Origin of the sequence: Pelorhabdus rhamnosifermentans (genome assembly GCF_018835585.1) — a bacterium.
Taxonomy (GTDB): domain Bacteria; phylum Bacillota; class Negativicutes; order UMGS1260; family UMGS1260; genus Pelorhabdus; species Pelorhabdus rhamnosifermentans.
This window is the reverse complement of the sequence record NZ_JAHGVE010000033.1, coordinates 1-17038: the sequence shown is the minus strand read 5'-3', so window position 1 is coordinate 17038 and position 17038 is coordinate 1. Positions and strand designations below refer to the sequence as shown.

Here is a 17038-nt window from a genome sequence, read left to right as displayed (position 1 = left end):
GCCTCTTCTTTTGCTTGCTTATCAGCTTTAATTTTTGCATCTTCTTGTGCCTGAGTTTGCTTTGTAAGTGCTTTAGCGGCTACCTACTCTGCTGTTGGCTTTGGTGCTGTAATACCTACCAGCATCATCAACACAAAGGTTGTAATACCATAAGTTAATAGTACTCTTTTGCGATTTCGAACTGTTCCCCATCGAATCACAGCCGTCGGTTTAAATATACCAACAATTAAAATTAATAAAGACAATAAAAATAAAAAACCAAAAAAGTCCTGAATAACAAACACCCCCTTAAAATTTAGTTAACTAAAACATTTATTTATAATATTCATGCAAAATTATCGATTTCCTGCCAAATTAATACAAATATTGCAGAAAATAATAAAGCCTCACTCAAACAGCGAGGCTTATTTTACACCGCCAAGAGGCAGGACTCAATTGCTACCAATAATACTTTTTAATTGGTCCTTAACTTTATTTGCCTTATCAAATACGTTATTTTGCTGTTTAACCATTATATTATAATAATTACGTAATATTATTTCTAAATTTACCACTTTATCTTTATCTGGATTTTTAATCATCTCTTCCCATGTTCCAACTGTGTCGAGAAAGCCTTTAGCATCATTATAAAGATATACTAAATCCTTTACTAATTCTTGATCAAACATTCCAATCTTATCAGCGTTTTTATCATAAACTGTAAAATAATTTTCTCTCACTCTATTAAATATTAAAGGCACCGGTTCATTATTTTCTACCTTTTTAAGTCCGCCTTGTGTACCCCATTCCCATTGTTTTTGTAAACTATCAATTTCGGCAAAAAAAGCAGATGCCAATACTTTCTTTTGTTTAGACGAATCCCTATGTGATTTTATAATAAAGCTACTGAACGATATTATTACACTAATTATTATATTTAAAATATCCTTCAATTCCATCAAATATCACCTCAAAAAATATTTTATATTTACGTAATTCTATATATAGCAAATAGCACCTTTTAAGTTGATAAATTTGTATAATAAAAAGCGGTCCATTCCAGCAATCAACCAGAATGGACCTCGATTATGCGCTCAACCGTTTTCCTGCAACTGCAGCATATTCTTTTCCTTTTTCAATCCCGATAAACTGCCTATCAGTATTCTTGGCAGCCACCAGCGTCGTGCCCGATCCGGCGAATGGGTCTAAAATGATACTTTCTTCCGGAACTATTGACACAAGCCTTTCCATGAGTGGCGTAGGCTTACCCATAATGAAATTTGTCTGATTGCTTAATTGGAAACCTATAGCACCCTGGCCATGGTCCTCTATGCACAGCTTTTTGACAGCCTCCTTTTGTACCCCAAATGATGTATTCACATTGGTGCCTGAAATAGCCTTTATGAGGTGCTCGCCCCCATCTTTAAGCAGTTGATCTGTTTACCAATCTAAACTTTGGTCGAATGTACTGACTCTGGCGTATCCAAGTATCATGCTGTACGCCCCCTCTTTCAAAATAAAATATGCATGAAGTAATAGTGCCAAAAAGGATGATAATGGGACCTTAATTCGGGTAATAGTTTTGGTACTGATTTAGTAAAAAAATCATTAGAATTTAAATGGTTGGTATATAGTTCCTAAAACGGTCGTTTTTGAGATAACTCTCTATCCAAAAACAAGCCGAGTTTAAGGTTAATCAACTGGCCGCCATTGCGAAAAAGTCGATCTAAAAAAGTGCGTTAACTCCTCATGATCTGCGGCATTTTTTTATTCCAACGCCTTAGGAACTTATATATTAATGTTAGCATAATATGTTATCTAGATGATATCAGGAAGTGATTTTATATGTTGATACATTCATTGGAAAGACAAGATCCACTTATAGGTACTTGGGAAAGGTATGGTGACGGTGCAGAAGGTACAATTATAAGAGTTACTAAAATTAAAGATTCATATGAAGGAGTGCTTGAAGAAGTAACTGGAAAATTGAAACTTATTAATTTTAAAATAGGTCAAAAAAAGTGGTCCCAAATAAAATTGGATCATGATTCAATATATAGGGGGAAAGATAAAACCTCCTATAACGAAACTTTTGAGGATGTAGATATGGAAATTCATATTTATAGTAATGAACTATTAGTGATTGATCATGAAAAAGAAACGGAGTTTGGAAGGCATCAGACGTGGAAAAAGTTGAAAGAGAACCATAGGAATATTGCAGGACAATATCATACGTATCTTGACGGACCAAATACAACAAAAACAGAGTTCGATCTTACATTGGAAGTAAATGGTAACAAAGTTAGTGGTACTTATAAATTCAACAAAGGTTCCTTTGACGGTTCTTTTGAGTCGTATAGTATTGTAAAAGGTCATTGGACTGAAGAAAAAGTCCCAAAGCGCCCTAAAACGAACTGGGGGACATATCAATTTACATTTTATGTGCAAAACGGAATAATGAAATTTCATGGTTCTTATGGATTTGAAACTGAAGAACCATATGATAAAGAAGGAAAACCAAGGCATGAATGGAACGGCCGGCGTTTTTCCCCTCTGGTAAAGCGAGCTAATTAAGATGGCTTTTTAGCCCTCCTTGTAAACAGATTTAAATCTATAATTATTTTGCCTGGAAACAATATATTTGATGTACAAAACAAAAAGCCTCCAACCAGAATAAACCTATTGAAGGTGATGTAGAAATATAAATTATTTATAATAAGTTGTTTGCAATGCGGACTTCGTATGCTAAGGTGTTTTTACGAAAAAGAAAAGCACAATTAGTGCTATACCTAAAAAGCTAAACTCTATGGGATCTATAAACGGCAAGTATTGTGTAAGCATACCTGTATTGGTTGCCAGTCTTTCTATTGCCATAACAAATGTCATAATAGCAGTACAAAAGCATACAATATTTAATGCTTTAGATTTACCCTTTATTGTTACTGCAAAATATATACAGCCTATAGATAAGCCAAACATTACCGGCACAAATACTTGCCAAGGTAAGCTACTTAAGCCTTTTCCTATGGTTACAGTATGCATCTATTGATCTCCTATGTCTTAATTTTAATTGCTATTTTTACGTGGTTGGAGTCGAAGTTGAGGAGAGATCAGTTCGTCCTTCTTTTACGTCCTCATTACAAAGTTTATCTTTCACTTTATCGGTTACGTTATTTATCGCTGTACCTACACCCCCACCCACAACTAACACAGTTGCTGTTGTTGCACCTGCTGCATCAAGCATCTTTCCAGTTTTTAAACCTCCTGCCGTAGCTAATCCAGTTAAACCCATTGCTATTGCCATATCTAACCCTGAATACTTAGTAGTATCTTTATAAAGTCCATAAAGAGTAGTTCCAGCTGTTCCTATTGGGCTATTCTTTTCGACCCAACCCGCAATTTTTCCACCAGTTGTCACTATATTACTTCGAAAGATAATATTTCCTAGCTTATCTTGTAGTTCAACACCTTTAAGGGCGGACATTTCACTTAGACGTTTTCCTGTTAATGTATCCGTAATCCCAGATATGGCGCTTGAATACGCATTATCATCTAAAGCAGTTCTAGCCTTTTTCACAATAAAATCGCTCATGTCAGATAATACGGCTCGTGATCCAAGAGCGGCTCGACGTAGACCATCCATATTAATCGGATTTGATTGATCCTGTTGAATATTATCATTCTCATTATTCATGCTTAATTCCAATGCCTCCGCGTAGACATAACTATTATGTATTATCTACCATAATAGTAAATTCCTTCTTTGATTTTAGGTACATATCACATAATACCAAAAACATATGACCAAATTGTGACAATTGAAGTATTTTTTAGCAAAACAATATACCTCAAATTATTCTTATCATGATACAACTACAACTGTAAAAAGAATGTCTTTTTTAATAATTTACTCCTAGTCAGCGCCTACCCCAGCCATTGCGGTCAGAGTAGGCACTTCGTCATTCTACCATTCAACAACTACCATAATTACGTAATATTGTATATCAATTTACATTTAATTGCAGGATTTTCCTATTAAATGTAGTATTTTGGAACTTAGGAGGTGTTTATGTGCGACAAAAACCGTTATTTTTGTTGATAGCCTTTTTGCTTATTTCAATAATGATTGGAGGTTGTACAAGTATGCAAAGCACAACAGTCATTACACCTAAAGTTGAGAAATATCCAAATAAGCCTATTACCATTATTGTACCATTTAGTGCGGGAGGTGGTCTTGATCTAGTAGCTCGATCACTAGAGAAAAAAGCAACACAAATTCTAGGTCAATCGATAATTATCGTAAACAGACCTGGAGGTGCAGGAATCACTGGTTGGAATGAAGTAGTTAACGCCAACCCTGATGGCTATACAATTACTGTTTCAGGTACGGAAATACTCTTACACCCCTTGGGTGACTCCGACAAATATGACTATGTGACTGCATTAGATCCATTGGTCCAAGTCGCATCTGCACCGTTGGTGATGGTAGTTCAGACTGGAAAGCCTTGGCAAACAACAGATGATTTAGTTCAATATGCCAAATCGCACCCAGGACAACTAAAATTCGGTCATGGAGGAATAGGGTCAATCCCCCATGTTACTGGCGAAATTTTTGCTCATGCAGCTAATATTACACTTGAACAAGTCCCTTTTCGCGGAAATAGCGAAGCAATTGCCGCTTTATTGGGTGGACATATCCAGATAGCCTTTATTTCCCCTGCATTGGCTAAAGAACATATTAAAAATGGAACATTAAAAGCACTATCTTTAACTGGTAATCAAAGATTTAATGATCCTCTTTTTACACAAGTACCGACATTTAAAGAACAAGGATTTGATATTGTTTTTAGCAATTGGTATGGAATCGCGGCACCAAAGGAATTGCCCATTGAAATCAAAACCAAGTTAGCCGAAAGTTTCAAAGCAATTATTAATGAACCAGAATTTAAACAATCCATGGAAAACTTGGGACTACATATTGATTATTTAGGTCCTGAAGAATCACAAACGAAATGGATGGCTGAAAGCCAAGAATTAAATAAGGCTATCCATGAAACCGGTATTTGGGACCAAATAAAATCTCAAAAACAATAGATAAAAGCAACAAAAAACGTCCTCCCCAGACATTTCATTGACGTGTGATCCAGCAGTCAGTGCTCCACCCCATCAATGGTGAGATAGTGAGTTTTTTTTATAAACTTGCTCTTAGTAAAAAAAATATATAAATATATATAAAGAAGTCACAAAAAACAACCTTAAAATCTCACTATCTCACCATGTTGCTGCCAGAAATAAAAAAAGGCCCCCTCGCTGGAGTACGAGAGAGCAATTCGGAAAAATGTTGGAGATGTTGTATCCGTCCAATAAGTGACCGGATCAGCTTGTCTATAACAATATCATATAAATATGACGAATTTATGACAAAGCCCTCAATCGGTTACGGTTGGGGGCTTTCATGGAATCAGGAAAGGCAAATATTAAACTCTAATTAACAGCTAGTTGAGTCGTTATCTCCGCAACAAAAGAACAAGAGCAAAATAATAATGATGATAATACAGCACCCGCTGCCGCCGAATCCACGGCCACCAAAACCATGACCTCCAAAACCCATAATAGCACCTCCAAAATTAATACAAAGAGTCGGATATCGGGACATCATATTTTATGCTATATAATGCGTATAGGTTCCGCTTGAAAAATTTTTAATCCTCTATCCCGACACGACTCGAGATAGAGGATTTCGGTTTTAGTTGCGGCGGAAATTCTCAACAAAAAATACCTGCGGGAATGTTGAGTTATTACAGACTATGCTAGAAAATCATAAGTGCCACTATCTTATAAAACAAAATGAAGCCCCCAACCGAATTAAATCGATTGAGAGCTTTACGCATCAATTACCTATTAATATTTTTTCCGATTCGTATCCGCATAACTTGCATACTACAGATATTACCAGAGTTTTGCTGTCTGCAGAATGCCTGATTAAGCGAACCTCGAATTTTTCCATTTTATTCACAACCGTTTCTGTGTTGCCACAAGTACAACTAATCCGCATGGTTCCCTCCGATTTATGGCATGGTAAAAGCATTCGCGAATTTTGTCGGAATTCCTGCAAAATGAAATTTCCTACTGACACGCGCTTGACGAATTTTTTTATTTTTTACGGCATATCGCGCATTTTAATTATTTTTTTATTATTTGTTTTTTTCCAATATGCAATTAAGATGACTGAAAACGTCAAGCCTATTTCGAACAAAAGTTTATAACTCGCAATCATTGGGCCAATAGCTTTATCACCAATAATCATTTCGGCAGCAGCATACCCTAAGACACCCACGCCAATGCCTATAATAATTGGATACCGATCCATTAATTTCATCAAAGCTTGTGCACCAAAGACGACCAAAGGAATACTTGTTACCAAACCGATAATAATTAATGAATACTTTCCTGAAGGGACTGTCTGAGATATTGCAGCAAGTGCTAATACATTATCTAAACTCATAATTAAATCAGCAACTAAGATTGTTTTAATAGCCTGTATAAAATCATATGTACCACGACTAGTCGCTTCTTTATCTCCTTTTCCCCAGAGATTAATTGCTATCCAAATTAGAGCCATGCCTCCAAAAAATTGAAGATACGGAATATCAAGGAGATAGGCTGCAATAAAAGTTAGTATGATTCTCAATACAACAGCCCCAATGCTTCCGACAAGAATTGCTTTTCTTCGCTGCTCTTCCGCAAGATTTTTACCGGCCAACGCAATAAGTACAGCGTTATCACCACTGAGAATTAAATTGATAAAAACAATACTTCCAAGAGCTATAACCCATTCACTGCTAAAACTCATAATGAAATTCACCTTTCTTCAGTTAATTAAAATCAAAATGCTGACATTGTTACAACTTATATTGCCCTTTATATAACAAAAAGACCCTTGCCTTACGGCAAAGGTCTGGCTAAACACCTATGTGTCAGTAGAACCGGCGGCAAAAGCCACGAATTGACGGCTCAACTTCAAGTTTCCCTGAAAGTTACTCCCCTTTGGAACAATATTATAAAGCAAAAAAGTACTAAAGTCAAAATAATAATCTTACACCAACTACAATTAGTAAATCTACCTCAATTTAATGATCAACCCTTTCATGTCGATCTTTTAACCATTGCTGATCGTTTTAAGCTTCCCAATGCTCATGACCGTGTTGTTGCATTTCTCGGTCGTGTCTTTCTTTTTCCTGCTGAAGATGCCGCTCATGTCTTTCCTTTTCCTGGCGCTGACGTTCATGCCATTCTCTTCTGCTTTCATGATCATGCCGCCGCATTTCTTGCTCGTGCCGTTCATTTTCTTGGCGTAGCCGTTCATCATGCTCACGCTGCCTATCATTATCATGGCCGTGTCTATCATCTAATTGTACAATCTGCGGACCATCATTATGTAATGGTGAAGCTTCTATTACAGTCGCACCCAAGCCTACTTGCATCATACCTACCATTGAATAAATCATGATTTTCTTCATTATATTTTTCATAAGATATTCCACCTTTATTATGTTCTATATTTTATTAGTCTCTAAGTAATTTTTGCTGAGCATTTTATTTGGCCTTTTCAATTTGTACCTCCTTATCTAAACAATACCATGAGAATATGACAAAATTATGACTAATTAATCAGTTCCTTTTTATATCTGATTAAAAGCTATTTCTTATAAATACACATCCAAAACAAAATAAGGCCCATCCCCCAGCACCTGCCGGAGAATAAGCTTTCAAACATACCTATGAAAGTAAAGTGACACTTTTACGTGATTTTACCAACAAAAAAAATCCCGCCCCTAGCATGCGCTAAGAGCGGGATTCGTCGTTAAAATGGCGCCTATTTTTTACTTAAACTTAATCGCTTCCCAACGCAGACGATATTCCATATCTTTATCTTTGTGATTCCATCCGGCGTCAATACCTACACGGTTGTGCCGGACTCCTATACCAATATCCTTATTGCCTGCATAAACATCAATCCCACCGGATGCAGTGTTATCTATAATCGTCGGCTGCACGTCCATTTTAAAATCAATTGTGCTGCTTTGGTCAAGTGTCACCTGGCCCTTTTCGAACTTCTGCGATTCACCCTGTAGCAAGTCAAATGCGTATGGCTTACCATTAACAGACACGTTCACTTTTGCCGGATCAGCGTTCAGCCTTACATCGGTTGGATCAACTTTTTCAACAGTCTGGCCAGTCGTTGGGTCTGTATAAACTAAAAACGGCTTATCAACATACTGAATTTGAGTTGTCGTTGTGTCTGTGCCTTGCACCTGAATAATCGTCGGCTGCTGAACAACGGTATTGGTCTGCGCTGTCTTATTTCGTATCTCGTCTTTGAAATTTTCGTAATCCTGTTTAACAGCTAGGAACCCACGATAAATAAAATAAAACAAAATCACAAGCAAGATAATTTTAACAATAGCTTGCCAGTGTGATTTTAAGAAGGTAAAAAAGGATTTAAATATAATCCATTACGCCCCCCCAGGACACGCGCAACAGCAGCACCTACCTGCCAAACAACAAATACGCCGCCTATAAGAGCCACCTCCCTTTAAGTTTCGTTTATCAAGTAATACTCCTAACGGGCACGGTTCGTCAGGTCCCAAATCATCCGGGCATTCATAACCTTTTATAAAATCCATTTCGCCCATGTGTCCACTCTCAAAGCAAGGTATCCTCTTGCAATTATCAGGACATTCCCATTCGTTCATTGATTATCACCAAGCTTCTCGTAACTCCGTATAATGAATGATCTTGTCCACCTTTTTTGTAGACCGGCAGTAATCGCAATGCTCGCATCGTGCCGGCTCTATTTCACCAGATTTTACCTTTAAAATGTGTGGCAAATTTTCTTTGATTTTTAGGAGCTCGGCTTCCATTCGCACCGGATCGGTTAAATCAATAATTGCATGATCTGGAATTTTTTCTTTTGAAACAGCAATCATATAGAAGTCTTTTGGTTTATCGCGGTCCCTTGCGATTCGTTCAACCTCGGAGTAAACCGCCGCTTGAATTAGATATTGCCATTCCTCAATAAATGGCACCTTGATATTCCGTGATTCATCTGGCGACCAAACCCAGCCCCATTCACTGATCGATTTTGTTGTTTTAAGGTCCAGCAAATAATTTAATTTATCGTTATCCACATCAATCATAATTTTCCAAGGAGTGCCGAAGAGTTCAGCGGTGAGAATTACTTCTTTGGATCCCTGCAAATAAAATTTCACTTTGTCGTCTGACTTTAAGCAGTTAATCATTTCGTCGGCTTTTATAAATGATTTGTATGGTTCGCCTTTTTTGTTGTAAATGTAGCCGCTGTTATCGGCTTTAAACTGTTCAAATGCTTCGGGCCCTTCAGACCATTTATGAACGTATTTTCCGACCATTAGAGCGTCAGTATCTTCTTGATTTCCGGTGGTTAGCCAGTGCATGGTGTCGGCTTCGCACTTTCTGAATGATTTATACTGAGAAACCCCCATATATTCGATATTGGCTTCTTTCGAGTGGTAATTTTCGTGTGTCAGAATCATAAGTATTGATTTCTCCTTTCGAGCGCGTCGGTTATCATACTAAGAAATCCAGCTACGTTTTTTATTGAACAAGCATCGAATGATGTATCAAACCACGCACATTTTTCTTTGTCGCATGCTCGCAAGCAATCAAGAGCTTCTTGTTTTAGTGGGCAAAATTTATCTTCGTTCATTTCGTTACCTCACTTTTTATCCCAATACGTCGCCGCCTGGTCAGCCATCTGCAAGGCTAAAATCAGCGGGTGTCCATTGCGGCGTTCAAAGTCTGCCTATCTGCGTAGCTCTCTGCGTTCCAAGGGCCCATGTGCCAACGGATTGCCATGGCTTCCTCTACTGACAGGCGCATAAATTGTTCGATGATGTAAACGGATTTTTCGCCGTGGCCAAAAGGGAACTGGTCTTCAATTGCATAAGTGTCGTATTGCTCCCATTTGTTGCTTTCATCTTTACGCCAACGCTTTTCCGTTTTATAAAAATTGGTTTTGCAAATGTCGTGAAGTAATCCGGTTAATATGAACGATTCGGGATTAACACCGATTTTAAAATGACTAACTACCATTGTCAGGCAATTATAAACAGCGAGCGAATGTTCCAGCAAGCCGCCTTCCTGCGCTCCGTGATATCCCGTACTGGCTGGCGCCGTGAAGAAGTCGCTTTTATTCTTGAGCCAATCTGTTAACTCATTTATTCCAGGGCGTTTGACGGTGCCCAACAATTCCAGAAATTTATTTTTCATTTTGTTCCCTCCAAGCCTTCTCCGCTGCCGATTCCTCACGTGGAGGCGTTACATTGATCATGTCTTCTCGTTCCTCAACGGTATGTAACCCCATCGTGAGCTCAGGCGCATATGTCCGAATCAGGAACGCCGCTGCACGATATCTCATCATCAACTCTGGCATGGTTTTCCACTTACTGCCCCGTTTGTCATACCAACCTTCATCTTTAGCCATCTTCATAGTTACTTTTACGCCTTCCAGCTTTTCGCCAGTGGCTATTTCAGTCATGTAAGCCCTGCAGCCCCAATCATCCTCACCTTCGGTACCTGACATTTCATAACGGATTGGCGTATATTTACCGCAATCATTTGCAACTGCGATCATAAATTTACTTGACCAGCTTGGTTTGCCCTGAATGATATCAAGGTTCTGCATGACCATCATGGCATTGCAGCCGATCCGCTGGGCAAACTCTAAGGCTACAAAGCAGTTTGACGGTTTATTCTGGTACACTGCAGGAATAATTGTTGATTTTGAAAGAAACTCAGCTGCTGTCTGCATTTGGCCTAAAGTACCAGGTAGAGCAATTTTACTTTCTGGCGATTCAGCCAGTGCCGTTTCTTTCGGTTCATCAAAAAAATTATCCGTTTCGATTTCGTCTGTTTCAGCCATTATTCGATTTCCTCCGTTTGTAAAACATTTTTACTCTTTCATCAAAAGTTGCTCTTGGTGTTGCAACCGCTAGACTTTTCGCTTCCAAATATGCAATTGCAAGATCAAAATCTCCTTTGGAATACTCTAAAGCTTTTTTGCAATCCATCATTCCAGATCCCACTTTATTCCTTAATGCGCGAATCATTTCAACCGTCATTTCTTAATCTCGCCGCCTTCAATGTAAATTCCGACCTTTTCGTCCTCAGACACGCGAGTCAACCACAATTGATAATCCTCACTACTTGCCATTTCTGAAATAATCGCCATCTGCTTGCTATCCAGCGACTCAGCACCATCAATCAACATAACTCGTAATTTCGGATTCAGCGCCATGCCAATTGCCGTGGAAACCTTCAGAGTTTGCGATCCGCTGGCCTGCTTGAATGGCAATTTTTCATATGTTACACCGCCATTGGCAAAGTCTAGACCAGGAACAGGGAATTTCGTTTTCGAAACAATTTCAGCTTTATAATCAGTAATTGATTTTAATTTTTTAGTGTAATCGTCGGACTCGGCCTGATATTTATCTAATTCGGCCTGTTTGGCTTGGCGATCAATGTACTGCTGGGCCTGCTTGTTGGTTTTGTCAGCGTTAGCTATTTTGGTGTTGATAGCAGTTAAATCTGGATCAATTAACTTCGCAACATCCGCTTGCATACGTCCTAATTCTTGATTTGTTTTAATAACGACCTGAGTCATAATGGTAAGCTGTTCTCGTTTGGCTGCTAATTGTTTTTCAAGTTCTTCAATTTCTTTAGCAACGTTATCCCGCTGTTTTTCTTTCTCAGCTAAAAATTGTTGCTGTTTCTCTATATCAGCACGTTTATCGTTATTACTACGAATTACTTTTTGTAGCTTATCCTTTTCAGCAACTAACTCCGAAACACTAACGGCCTTAATCTCACTTACTTCCGGCAGACTAGCAAGCACTTTCTTTGCTGAATCTAGTTGCCTGTTGGTGAGCTTACGGTTTTCCATAACCTCGGCGTAAACATTGTTTAATGTAGTGAGTGGATTTTCGTCCACCTTATCAACAACGACACCCGAAATTTTTTGTAATTTAGCGGGGTCCACCTGCAAGTCAACCACGCTCAACAACATTTCAACCTGTTTCTTACTGTCTGATCGTGCAAACTCCAAAGGGTCAAATGCCAACTTTCCAACAATCTTGTCCAATAAATCTTGTGGCTTTGAGGCCTTAAAACCGTCCTTATTCTCGATCTTTAAAGCCGTACCTGACGGTGTAAATGTCCGCGTGACAATCATTTCGCCCAGATCCACAACTACACTGGCTTTTTTCTCACCTGTTCTAATTGGCTGCTCTGGCATCTTACCGCCGCCCAAGGCCGCATGAATCGCATCTAATATAGTGGTCTTTCCTTGCTCACATTTTCCAGCAATCGTAACCACGTTATCGTCCGGCGTTATTTCAACAACTTTCAGCTTCTGAAAATTTTCAGCTCTGAATTTTATAATTTTCATTCGCTACCTCCGTATATTTTTATTTGCATCCGCATATCATAGATTGGGAAGTTTCGGCCCCGTGCCAAAAAAAATTAAGACTGCTTTCTCAATTTCCAATGTCTTCGCTGGACCATGTAGATCTCAATTACCCCGTTAATTAAGACGACTCGCCCGATTTCTAGCCAACGTTGGCGGCGTAACCTTTTGGCCTGTCTTACGGTAGCTCGGACAACTTTCAAACGAAACACCTTCTTTCCGACAAGCGAGTTCCCAACAATAGTACGCAATGCCGTCTGCATGTGATTTTTGAAGCGCATGATAAATCACGGACAACTGAATTAACTCAGCCGGTGAAAACAAGTCGAATATGAAATCACGATCAATTGCATAAGCGTACCCGCTGCGATAATCCTGGTCATGCAGTAATCTGAACAGATGGTTTGAAATATCTGCGTTTAACATGGCAGCCCCTTTCTTGATGTGATATAATCGAATTGAATAGTTTTACATGTCCCTGAATCGTCTGTGTTGGTAGCACAGGCGATTCTCTTTTATGCGTTCTAACAGCTTACTCGCCTCCTCTCATTGTTGTGACCATACAATCAGCGCCGCATACACAGCCGCCCATATTTTTAAAGCGTGTCTTACATGCCATGGTTTCGCTTGCTTGATCTTGCCTGAATAATACCGGACATTGTTGATTTGATGGTCTAATACAGGCATGTTATTCACCTCCCTTCTATGCAGAAATTTAAAATTTGTACTGGAAGCATGTAAGGTTTACTTAAATCGGTTAAACAGGAAATTAATGGGCTTTGTCGAAGTCCCTTGTTAAAAGGGAGTGATAATATGAAAAATGTGGGTAAAGCTATGAAGTTTAATATTTGGATATCATATTTTCAAGATGTTGATCTTCCTATCGGTGATTTGGCTCGGGATATCAGGGATGATGAAAATTTTCCGGATACCAATGATTACAAAAAGTTGTTGAATTATATTAAAAACCGTTCAGAAAACGATACTGTAATAGATGTGTTTAAAAGTGTCTGGAAATATTATTCCGAGAGTCCTTCTTGACGTACAATCAAGATATAATCCGCTTCAACGCGACTACGATCATCGTTAAACTTTCTTTTTAATTCGTAAGGTTGAAAAAGCCCTATGTAAGCTTTTTCAATGCCTTGCCGATTTGATAATTCGTTAAGTAAATCAAGCGTTTTTAATTGACTAAGGTTTACTTCTCCGTCCCTGTCTTCAGCAGCGACGGTATTTTTTTGCTCTGCCATGGTTTTTACCTCCTTTATAGGAAAATGTTGTTAATTTATTGAATATAGTTTTTGTGCCCAGTAACAAAGGAGCTAGTATGAGAACTTCAAAAGACACCGTTACAAAAACAATAGGCTTTCCTGAAAACTATCCGATTCCACTTGATAAGTTAGCTTATGATCTGGCTGTCGCCAAAACTGCCAGTGAAATAACTGATAAGGACGAAGTAGGTGATGTCTACTATCGCTATTACTATAACTACGAGGAATTCATTGATTTTTTCAAAGAATTAAAAGAGCGAGGAAAAATTGAAATTCCAATTTTAAAAGAAATTAAACCTTGATTTGATCATCTGCTGGGCACACAATTTTATTTCGCACGGTTTCAAAAACCGTGCGAAATGGTTTATTTACTATGTCTCTTACGTCACCTAAAATACAGCTGACATGTTTTTAGCAGTCAATACGTTTATGCAAGTTTTTGCCTGTTATTTATAAAAAATATTGCAAAAGCGCAAGACATAATGTAAAATAATAGCATAAGTTAAGAACAATGAGGTGCGTGTAGTGAATAAATCGTATTTGAAAGAAAAACGTTTAAAGTTGGGATTAACAATGCTTGACCTTTCAAAAAAGGTAGGAGTTAGTGAAGCCACCATATCACGATGGGAATCTGGCGATATTGATAATATGAAAAGGGATAAAATCGCTCTATTAGCAAAAGCTTTGGAAATATCACCTCTTCAAATTCTCGGGATTGATGAAACAGATCAAAATTCAACTTCTTCTTCCTCTAAAATGCCTACCCTCACTGCCAAAGATGAACGCAGTATACAAAAACGGCTAGAAGCTGTATTAAATGATCTTATGCCTGGCAACAATGCTCTTGCTTACTACGACGGAGAAGAACCTATGACAGATGAGGATAAAGAACTTCTTCGCATTTCATTAGAAAACACGATGAAATTAGCAAAACAAATGGCAAAACAAAAATTCACTCCAAAAAAATATAGGAAATAGCCTCACGGGAGGAGTTCCGGAAAAATGATAAAAGATATTGTTGAAAATCTAATGAAAAAATATAACACTAACTGTCCCTTCACACTGGCGAAAAAATTAAACGTTACTATTAGATATGAAAACTTAGGAAACACGATGGGCTATTTCACTAAAGATTTTAGAATTAAATTTATTCATATTAATCAGCAACTTGAAGAAGCTGAAAGCATTTTTACTTGTGCCCATGAACTGGGACATGTTATCCAACACCCTAATGTAAATACTCCGTTTTTGAAACGTTACACATTATTTTCGACTTCTAAAATTGAACGCGAAGCAAATACTTTTGCAGTAGAATTCTTACTTCCCGATAAACTGCTTCGCGAATATTCCGAGTGTACTTTAAGTACTATTGCTAAGAGGTACGGCATCCCTGAAAAACTTTTATGCTTAAAGAAAACAGAGCCTAATTTTTTTTAATTTCATTCGAGAACATATGTTTGTAAAATAAAAAAAACACGATCCATCCAAAGGACAGTCGTGTTAAAAATATACTTATTTAAATACTAGGGGTGAACTGAAATGATCAAAGCTGTAATTTCTGCACGGTACTCTTCCGACAAGCAGCATGACACCAGTATCGAAGCTCAGTTAGCAGCCTGCCGGGCATACGCTAACCGCAAAGGCTATATCATCACAAATGAATATATAGATCGCGCCGAATCAGGCCGCTTTGATGATCGGCCGGCTTACCAACAAATGTTGGCCGATGCAAAAAAGCAGTTATTTGACGTTGTAATTTTCCATAAAATCGACCGTAATGCTAGAAACGAATATGATTACTATTTTCATAAAAAACAGTTACAAAAAAATCATGTCCGAATTGAATATGCAGAGCAAAATTTTGATAATACTCCCGAAGGTCAAATGATGGAGAACATGATCGTTGGTGTTTCCGCTTATTACAGTCGGAATTTAGCACGAGAAACTATGAAGGTACTAACTATGAAAGCGAATCGTGCAGAATTTAATGGTGGAACTCCTCCTTTTGGCTATTCTGTCAAAAATAAAAAATATGTAATCAACGAACAGGAATCCTTAGCCGTAAAAACGATATTCGAAACGTTCTTACAGGGAGCTGGCTATAGTGCAATTTGCGACTGGCTAACTACACATGGCTTCAAAACTCGTCGTGGCCGTTATTTTGGTAAAAACTCACTACATGATCTACTAAAAAACGAAAAATATATTGGTGTATATGTTTACGGGAAGGTACAGCGTGATATTGATGGTAACCGAAGTATGCAAAGCATTAATAATGATAAGCTGATCCGACAAGAAAATGCTCTCCCCGCAATTATAGACAACGAAACCTTTAGGAGGGTACAAGATATTATGAATCAAAGAAAAAACGCAGGAAGACGATACCACGAATCAACAACAACGTATTTACTAGCCGGTCTAGCTACCTGCTCCTATTGCGGAAGTAAAATGATTGGCACGAAGGTCAAAAACGGTCAGTACTTTTATTATCGTTGTAATAAAAAAGAAAGACATGCCGATGCGGGGAAATGCCCCACTCCGATGATACCGAAAGATCAATTAGAAAACTTAGTTTTAGCTGAAGTATGGGAACGTTTACTAAACCCCAAGGCATTTCCTATTTTAATCAAAGATTTAAATAAACAAGTAAATGAACAAATCAATAGAAACCATTCACTGATTGATAAACTGCAGGCCGAAGAAAAGAATTTGTTAAATAGATTAGATAGTTTTTATAACTCAATAGAGACTGGTAAAAAGCTTGATGCTTATGATAAAGAACGTATGCAACAAACAAAAGACCGTATTACAGCTGTTCGTGAAGAATTAGTATCTACCTGTATACAAACTGAAAATATTACAATACCTGAATCCATGATTCGCGAAGTAATTCAGGATTGGTCTTTAGCCATAAAACAGAAAGACCCGGATAGAATCCGGGCCATGCTGCAAAACGTAGTAAATAAAATTGTCGTAAATCCAGATTACTCTGTAGTAATCCAACTTAAGATAGTTTGTTTAGAATTGGTGCCGAGGACCGGAATCGAACCGGTACGGTAGTTACCCACCGAGGGATTTTAAGTCCCTTGCGTCTGCCAGTTCCGCCACCCCGGCATGAGGTGTAAAGCGATGGAGGCGGCACCCAGATTTGAACTGGGGAATAGAGGTTTTGCAGACCTCTGCCTTACCACTTGGCTATGCCGCCATATGGAGCGGAAGACGAGATTCGAACTCGCGACCCTCGCCTTGGCAAGGCGATGCTCTACCACTGAGCTACTTCCGC

General features: G+C 38.3%; 24 protein-coding genes and 3 tRNA genes. 7 read left to right on the top strand and 20 right to left on the bottom strand.

What is annotated here, in order from left to right:
• Positions 1-83: 83 nt before the first annotated feature.
• The 3 genes from Ga0466249_RS23075 to Ga0466249_RS27610 form a co-directional block, all read right to left on the bottom strand.
• Positions 84-284 carry a hypothetical protein gene (locus tag Ga0466249_RS23075; protein ID WP_215831854.1) on the bottom strand — a complete coding sequence of 67 codons (201 nt, stop codon included), beginning with the start codon at positions 282-284 and terminating at the stop codon, positions 84-86.
• 147 nt (positions 285-431) lie between these two features.
• Positions 432-938, bottom strand: a complete 507-nt coding sequence (locus Ga0466249_RS23070; protein WP_215831853.1) for a PH domain-containing protein — start codon at positions 936-938, stop codon at positions 432-434.
• 127 nt (positions 939-1065) lie between these two features.
• The gene (locus tag Ga0466249_RS27610; protein ID WP_215831852.1) at positions 1066-1359 is read right to left on the bottom strand and encodes a DNA methyltransferase; all 294 of its coding nucleotides are present in this window, start codon (positions 1357-1359) and stop codon (positions 1066-1068) included.
• A 465-nt stretch (positions 1360-1824) separates the two neighbouring features.
• Here Ga0466249_RS27610 and Ga0466249_RS23060 point away from each other — a divergent pair, with 465 nt between their 5' ends.
• The gene (locus Ga0466249_RS23060; protein WP_215831851.1) at positions 1825-2553 is read left to right on the top strand and encodes a hypothetical protein; all 729 of its coding nucleotides are present in this window, start codon (positions 1825-1827) and stop codon (positions 2551-2553) included.
• Positions 2554-2724: 171 nt separating this feature from the next.
• Here Ga0466249_RS23060 and Ga0466249_RS23055 read toward each other — a convergent pair whose 3' ends face one another.
• Together Ga0466249_RS23055 and Ga0466249_RS23050 are read right to left on the bottom strand one after the other, a co-directional pair.
• Positions 2725-3021, bottom strand: coding sequence for a hypothetical protein (locus Ga0466249_RS23055; RefSeq protein ID WP_215831850.1), 297 nt, complete (start codon positions 3019-3021; stop codon positions 2725-2727).
• Positions 3022-3058: 37 nt separating this feature from the next.
• On the bottom strand, positions 3059-3673 hold the full coding sequence (locus Ga0466249_RS23050) for a hypothetical protein (protein WP_215831849.1): 615 nt from the start codon (positions 3671-3673) through the stop codon (positions 3059-3061).
• Positions 3674-4122: 449 nt separating this feature from the next.
• Between Ga0466249_RS23050 and Ga0466249_RS23045 the strand changes: the two genes are divergently transcribed.
• A complete protein-coding gene (locus Ga0466249_RS23045; protein ID WP_215831875.1) occupies positions 4123-5073 on the top strand; it encodes a tripartite tricarboxylate transporter substrate binding protein in 951 nt (316 codons plus the stop codon).
• A 394-nt stretch (positions 5074-5467) separates the two neighbouring features.
• On the opposite strand, the gene Ga0466249_RS27340 is transcribed toward Ga0466249_RS23045, so the two are convergent.
• From Ga0466249_RS27340 to Ga0466249_RS22995, 11 genes are all read right to left on the bottom strand, one after another.
• On the bottom strand, positions 5468-5590 hold the full coding sequence (locus Ga0466249_RS27340) for a hypothetical protein (RefSeq protein ID WP_281422697.1): 123 nt from the start codon (positions 5588-5590) through the stop codon (positions 5468-5470).
• Positions 5591-6139: 549 nt separating this feature from the next.
• Positions 6140-6832 carry a TerC family protein gene (locus Ga0466249_RS23040; RefSeq protein WP_215831848.1) on the bottom strand — a complete coding sequence of 231 codons (693 nt, stop codon included), beginning with the start codon at positions 6830-6832 and terminating at the stop codon, positions 6140-6142.
• Positions 6833-7157: 325 nt separating this feature from the next.
• Entirely contained in the window at positions 7158-7511 is a 354-nt protein-coding gene (locus Ga0466249_RS23035) for a hypothetical protein (protein ID WP_215831847.1), read from the bottom strand.
• Between the two features lie 351 nt (positions 7512-7862).
• Positions 7863-8423, bottom strand: a complete 561-nt coding sequence (locus tag Ga0466249_RS23030) for a hypothetical protein (protein WP_215831846.1) — start codon at positions 8421-8423, stop codon at positions 7863-7865.
• A 318-nt stretch (positions 8424-8741) separates the two neighbouring features.
• Positions 8742-9554 carry a PD-(D/E)XK nuclease-like domain-containing protein gene (locus Ga0466249_RS23025; protein WP_215831845.1) on the bottom strand — a complete coding sequence of 271 codons (813 nt, stop codon included), beginning with the start codon at positions 9552-9554 and terminating at the stop codon, positions 8742-8744.
• Between the two features lie 235 nt (positions 9555-9789).
• Complete coding sequence (locus tag Ga0466249_RS23020) at positions 9790-10290, bottom strand: HD domain-containing protein (protein ID WP_215831844.1); 501 nt, start codon at positions 10288-10290, stop codon at positions 9790-9792.
• Complete coding sequence (locus tag Ga0466249_RS23015; protein WP_215831843.1) at positions 10280-10942, bottom strand: recombinase family protein; 663 nt, start codon at positions 10940-10942, stop codon at positions 10280-10282. The genes Ga0466249_RS23020 and Ga0466249_RS23015 overlap by 11 nt, the downstream gene beginning before the upstream one ends.
• Complete coding sequence (locus tag Ga0466249_RS23010; RefSeq protein WP_215831842.1) at positions 10935-11141, bottom strand: hypothetical protein; 207 nt, start codon at positions 11139-11141, stop codon at positions 10935-10937. The genes Ga0466249_RS23015 and Ga0466249_RS23010 overlap by 8 nt, the downstream gene beginning before the upstream one ends.
• Complete coding sequence (locus Ga0466249_RS23005; protein WP_215831841.1) at positions 11138-12466, bottom strand: AAA family ATPase; 1329 nt, start codon at positions 12464-12466, stop codon at positions 11138-11140. Before Ga0466249_RS23005 ends, Ga0466249_RS23010 begins: the two co-directional genes overlap by 4 nt.
• Positions 12467-12601: 135 nt before the next feature.
• Positions 12602-12910 (bottom strand): hypothetical protein, encoded by a 309-nt coding sequence (locus Ga0466249_RS23000; RefSeq protein ID WP_215831840.1) that lies wholly within the window; start codon positions 12908-12910, stop codon positions 12602-12604.
• A gap of 120 nt (positions 12911-13030) precedes the next feature.
• Positions 13031-13171 (bottom strand): hypothetical protein, encoded by a 141-nt coding sequence (locus tag Ga0466249_RS22995; protein WP_215831839.1) that lies wholly within the window; start codon positions 13169-13171, stop codon positions 13031-13033.
• A gap of 126 nt (positions 13172-13297) precedes the next feature.
• On the opposite strand from Ga0466249_RS22995, the gene Ga0466249_RS22990 reads away from it, so the two are divergent.
• Complete coding sequence (locus Ga0466249_RS22990; RefSeq protein ID WP_215831838.1) at positions 13298-13525, top strand: YozE family protein; 228 nt, start codon at positions 13298-13300, stop codon at positions 13523-13525.
• Here Ga0466249_RS22990 and Ga0466249_RS22985 read toward each other — a convergent pair.
• The gene (locus Ga0466249_RS22985) at positions 13504-13734 is read right to left on the bottom strand and encodes a hypothetical protein (protein WP_215831837.1); all 231 of its coding nucleotides are present in this window, start codon (positions 13732-13734) and stop codon (positions 13504-13506) included. The two genes, Ga0466249_RS22990 and Ga0466249_RS22985, sit on opposite strands and share 22 nt — an antisense overlap.
• Positions 13735-13811: 77 nt before the next feature.
• Here Ga0466249_RS22985 and Ga0466249_RS22980 point away from each other — a divergent pair, with 77 nt between their 5' ends.
• The 4 genes from Ga0466249_RS22980 (at position 13812) to Ga0466249_RS22965 (ending at position 16815) form a co-directional block, all read left to right on the top strand.
• Complete coding sequence (locus Ga0466249_RS22980) at positions 13812-14057, top strand: hypothetical protein (protein ID WP_215831836.1); 246 nt, start codon at positions 13812-13814, stop codon at positions 14055-14057.
• A 223-nt stretch (positions 14058-14280) separates the two neighbouring features.
• On the top strand, positions 14281-14733 hold the full coding sequence (locus tag Ga0466249_RS22975) for a helix-turn-helix domain-containing protein (RefSeq protein ID WP_215831835.1): 453 nt from the start codon (positions 14281-14283) through the stop codon (positions 14731-14733).
• A gap of 24 nt (positions 14734-14757) precedes the next feature.
• Positions 14758-15192 carry an ImmA/IrrE family metallo-endopeptidase gene (locus tag Ga0466249_RS22970; RefSeq protein WP_215831834.1) on the top strand — a complete coding sequence of 145 codons (435 nt, stop codon included), beginning with the start codon at positions 14758-14760 and terminating at the stop codon, positions 15190-15192.
• A 102-nt stretch (positions 15193-15294) separates the two neighbouring features.
• Entirely contained in the window at positions 15295-16815 is a 1521-nt protein-coding gene (locus tag Ga0466249_RS22965) for a recombinase family protein (protein ID WP_215831833.1), read from the top strand.
• Here the strand turns inward: Ga0466249_RS22965 and Ga0466249_RS22960 are convergent.
• The 3 genes from Ga0466249_RS22960 to Ga0466249_RS22950 all read right to left on the bottom strand — a co-directional run bounded on the left by Ga0466249_RS22960 (position 16781) and on the right by Ga0466249_RS22950 (position 17038).
• Positions 16781-16869: transfer RNA gene (locus Ga0466249_RS22960), tRNA-Leu, on the bottom strand. The genes Ga0466249_RS22965 and Ga0466249_RS22960 overlap by 35 nt on opposite strands.
• Before the next feature lie 16 nt (positions 16870-16885).
• Positions 16886-16960, bottom strand: a tRNA-Cys gene (locus tag Ga0466249_RS22955).
• Positions 16961-16963: 3 nt separating this feature from the next.
• Positions 16964-17038 (bottom strand) — tRNA-Gly (locus Ga0466249_RS22950).

Excerpts from the sequence above, each read along its gene's own strand:
- Ga0466249_RS23070 (WP_215831853.1), bottom strand. The coding sequence starts at position 938 with ATGGAATTGAAGGATATTTTAAATATAATAATTAGTGTAATAATATCG.
- Ga0466249_RS23060 (WP_215831851.1), top strand. The coding sequence starts at position 1,825 with ATGTTGATACATTCATTGGAAAGACAAGATCCACTTATAGGTACTTGG.
- Ga0466249_RS23055 (WP_215831850.1), bottom strand. The coding sequence starts at position 3,021 with ATGCATACTGTAACCATAGGAAAAGGCTTAAGTAGCTTACCTTGGCAA.
- Ga0466249_RS23050 (WP_215831849.1), bottom strand. The coding sequence starts at position 3,673 with ATGAATAATGAGAATGATAATATTCAACAGGATCAATCAAATCCGATT.
- Ga0466249_RS23045 (WP_215831875.1), top strand. The coding sequence starts at position 4,123 with ATGCAAAGCACAACAGTCATTACACCTAAAGTTGAGAAATATCCAAAT.
- Ga0466249_RS27340 (WP_281422697.1), bottom strand. The coding sequence starts at position 5,590 with ATGGGTTTTGGAGGTCATGGTTTTGGTGGCCGTGGATTCGGCGGCAGC.
- Ga0466249_RS23040 (WP_215831848.1), bottom strand. The coding sequence starts at position 6,832 with ATGAGTTTTAGCAGTGAATGGGTTATAGCTCTTGGAAGTATTGTTTTT.
- Ga0466249_RS23035 (WP_215831847.1), bottom strand. The coding sequence starts at position 7,511 with ATGAAAAATATAATGAAGAAAATCATGATTTATTCAATGGTAGGTATG.
- Ga0466249_RS23025 (WP_215831845.1), bottom strand. The coding sequence starts at position 9,554 with ATGATTCTGACACACGAAAATTACCACTCGAAAGAAGCCAATATCGAA.
- Ga0466249_RS23020 (WP_215831844.1), bottom strand. The coding sequence starts at position 10,290 with ATGAAAAATAAATTTCTGGAATTGTTGGGCACCGTCAAACGCCCTGGA.
- Ga0466249_RS23015 (WP_215831843.1), bottom strand. The coding sequence starts at position 10,942 with ATGGCTGAAACAGACGAAATCGAAACGGATAATTTTTTTGATGAACCG.
- Ga0466249_RS23010 (WP_215831842.1), bottom strand. The coding sequence starts at position 11,141 with ATGACGGTTGAAATGATTCGCGCATTAAGGAATAAAGTGGGATCTGGA.
- Ga0466249_RS23005 (WP_215831841.1), bottom strand. The coding sequence starts at position 12,466 with ATGAAAATTATAAAATTCAGAGCTGAAAATTTTCAGAAGCTGAAAGTT.
- Ga0466249_RS23000 (WP_215831840.1), bottom strand. The coding sequence starts at position 12,910 with ATGTTAAACGCAGATATTTCAAACCATCTGTTCAGATTACTGCATGAC.
- Ga0466249_RS22995 (WP_215831839.1), bottom strand. The coding sequence starts at position 13,171 with ATGCCTGTATTAGACCATCAAATCAACAATGTCCGGTATTATTCAGGC.
- Ga0466249_RS22990 (WP_215831838.1), top strand. The coding sequence starts at position 13,298 with ATGAAAAATGTGGGTAAAGCTATGAAGTTTAATATTTGGATATCATAT.
- Ga0466249_RS22985 (WP_215831837.1), bottom strand. The coding sequence starts at position 13,734 with ATGGCAGAGCAAAAAAATACCGTCGCTGCTGAAGACAGGGACGGAGAA.
- Ga0466249_RS22980 (WP_215831836.1), top strand. The coding sequence starts at position 13,812 with ATGAGAACTTCAAAAGACACCGTTACAAAAACAATAGGCTTTCCTGAA.
- Ga0466249_RS22970 (WP_215831834.1), top strand. The coding sequence starts at position 14,758 with ATGATAAAAGATATTGTTGAAAATCTAATGAAAAAATATAACACTAAC.
- Ga0466249_RS22965 (WP_215831833.1), top strand. The coding sequence starts at position 15,295 with ATGATCAAAGCTGTAATTTCTGCACGGTACTCTTCCGACAAGCAGCAT.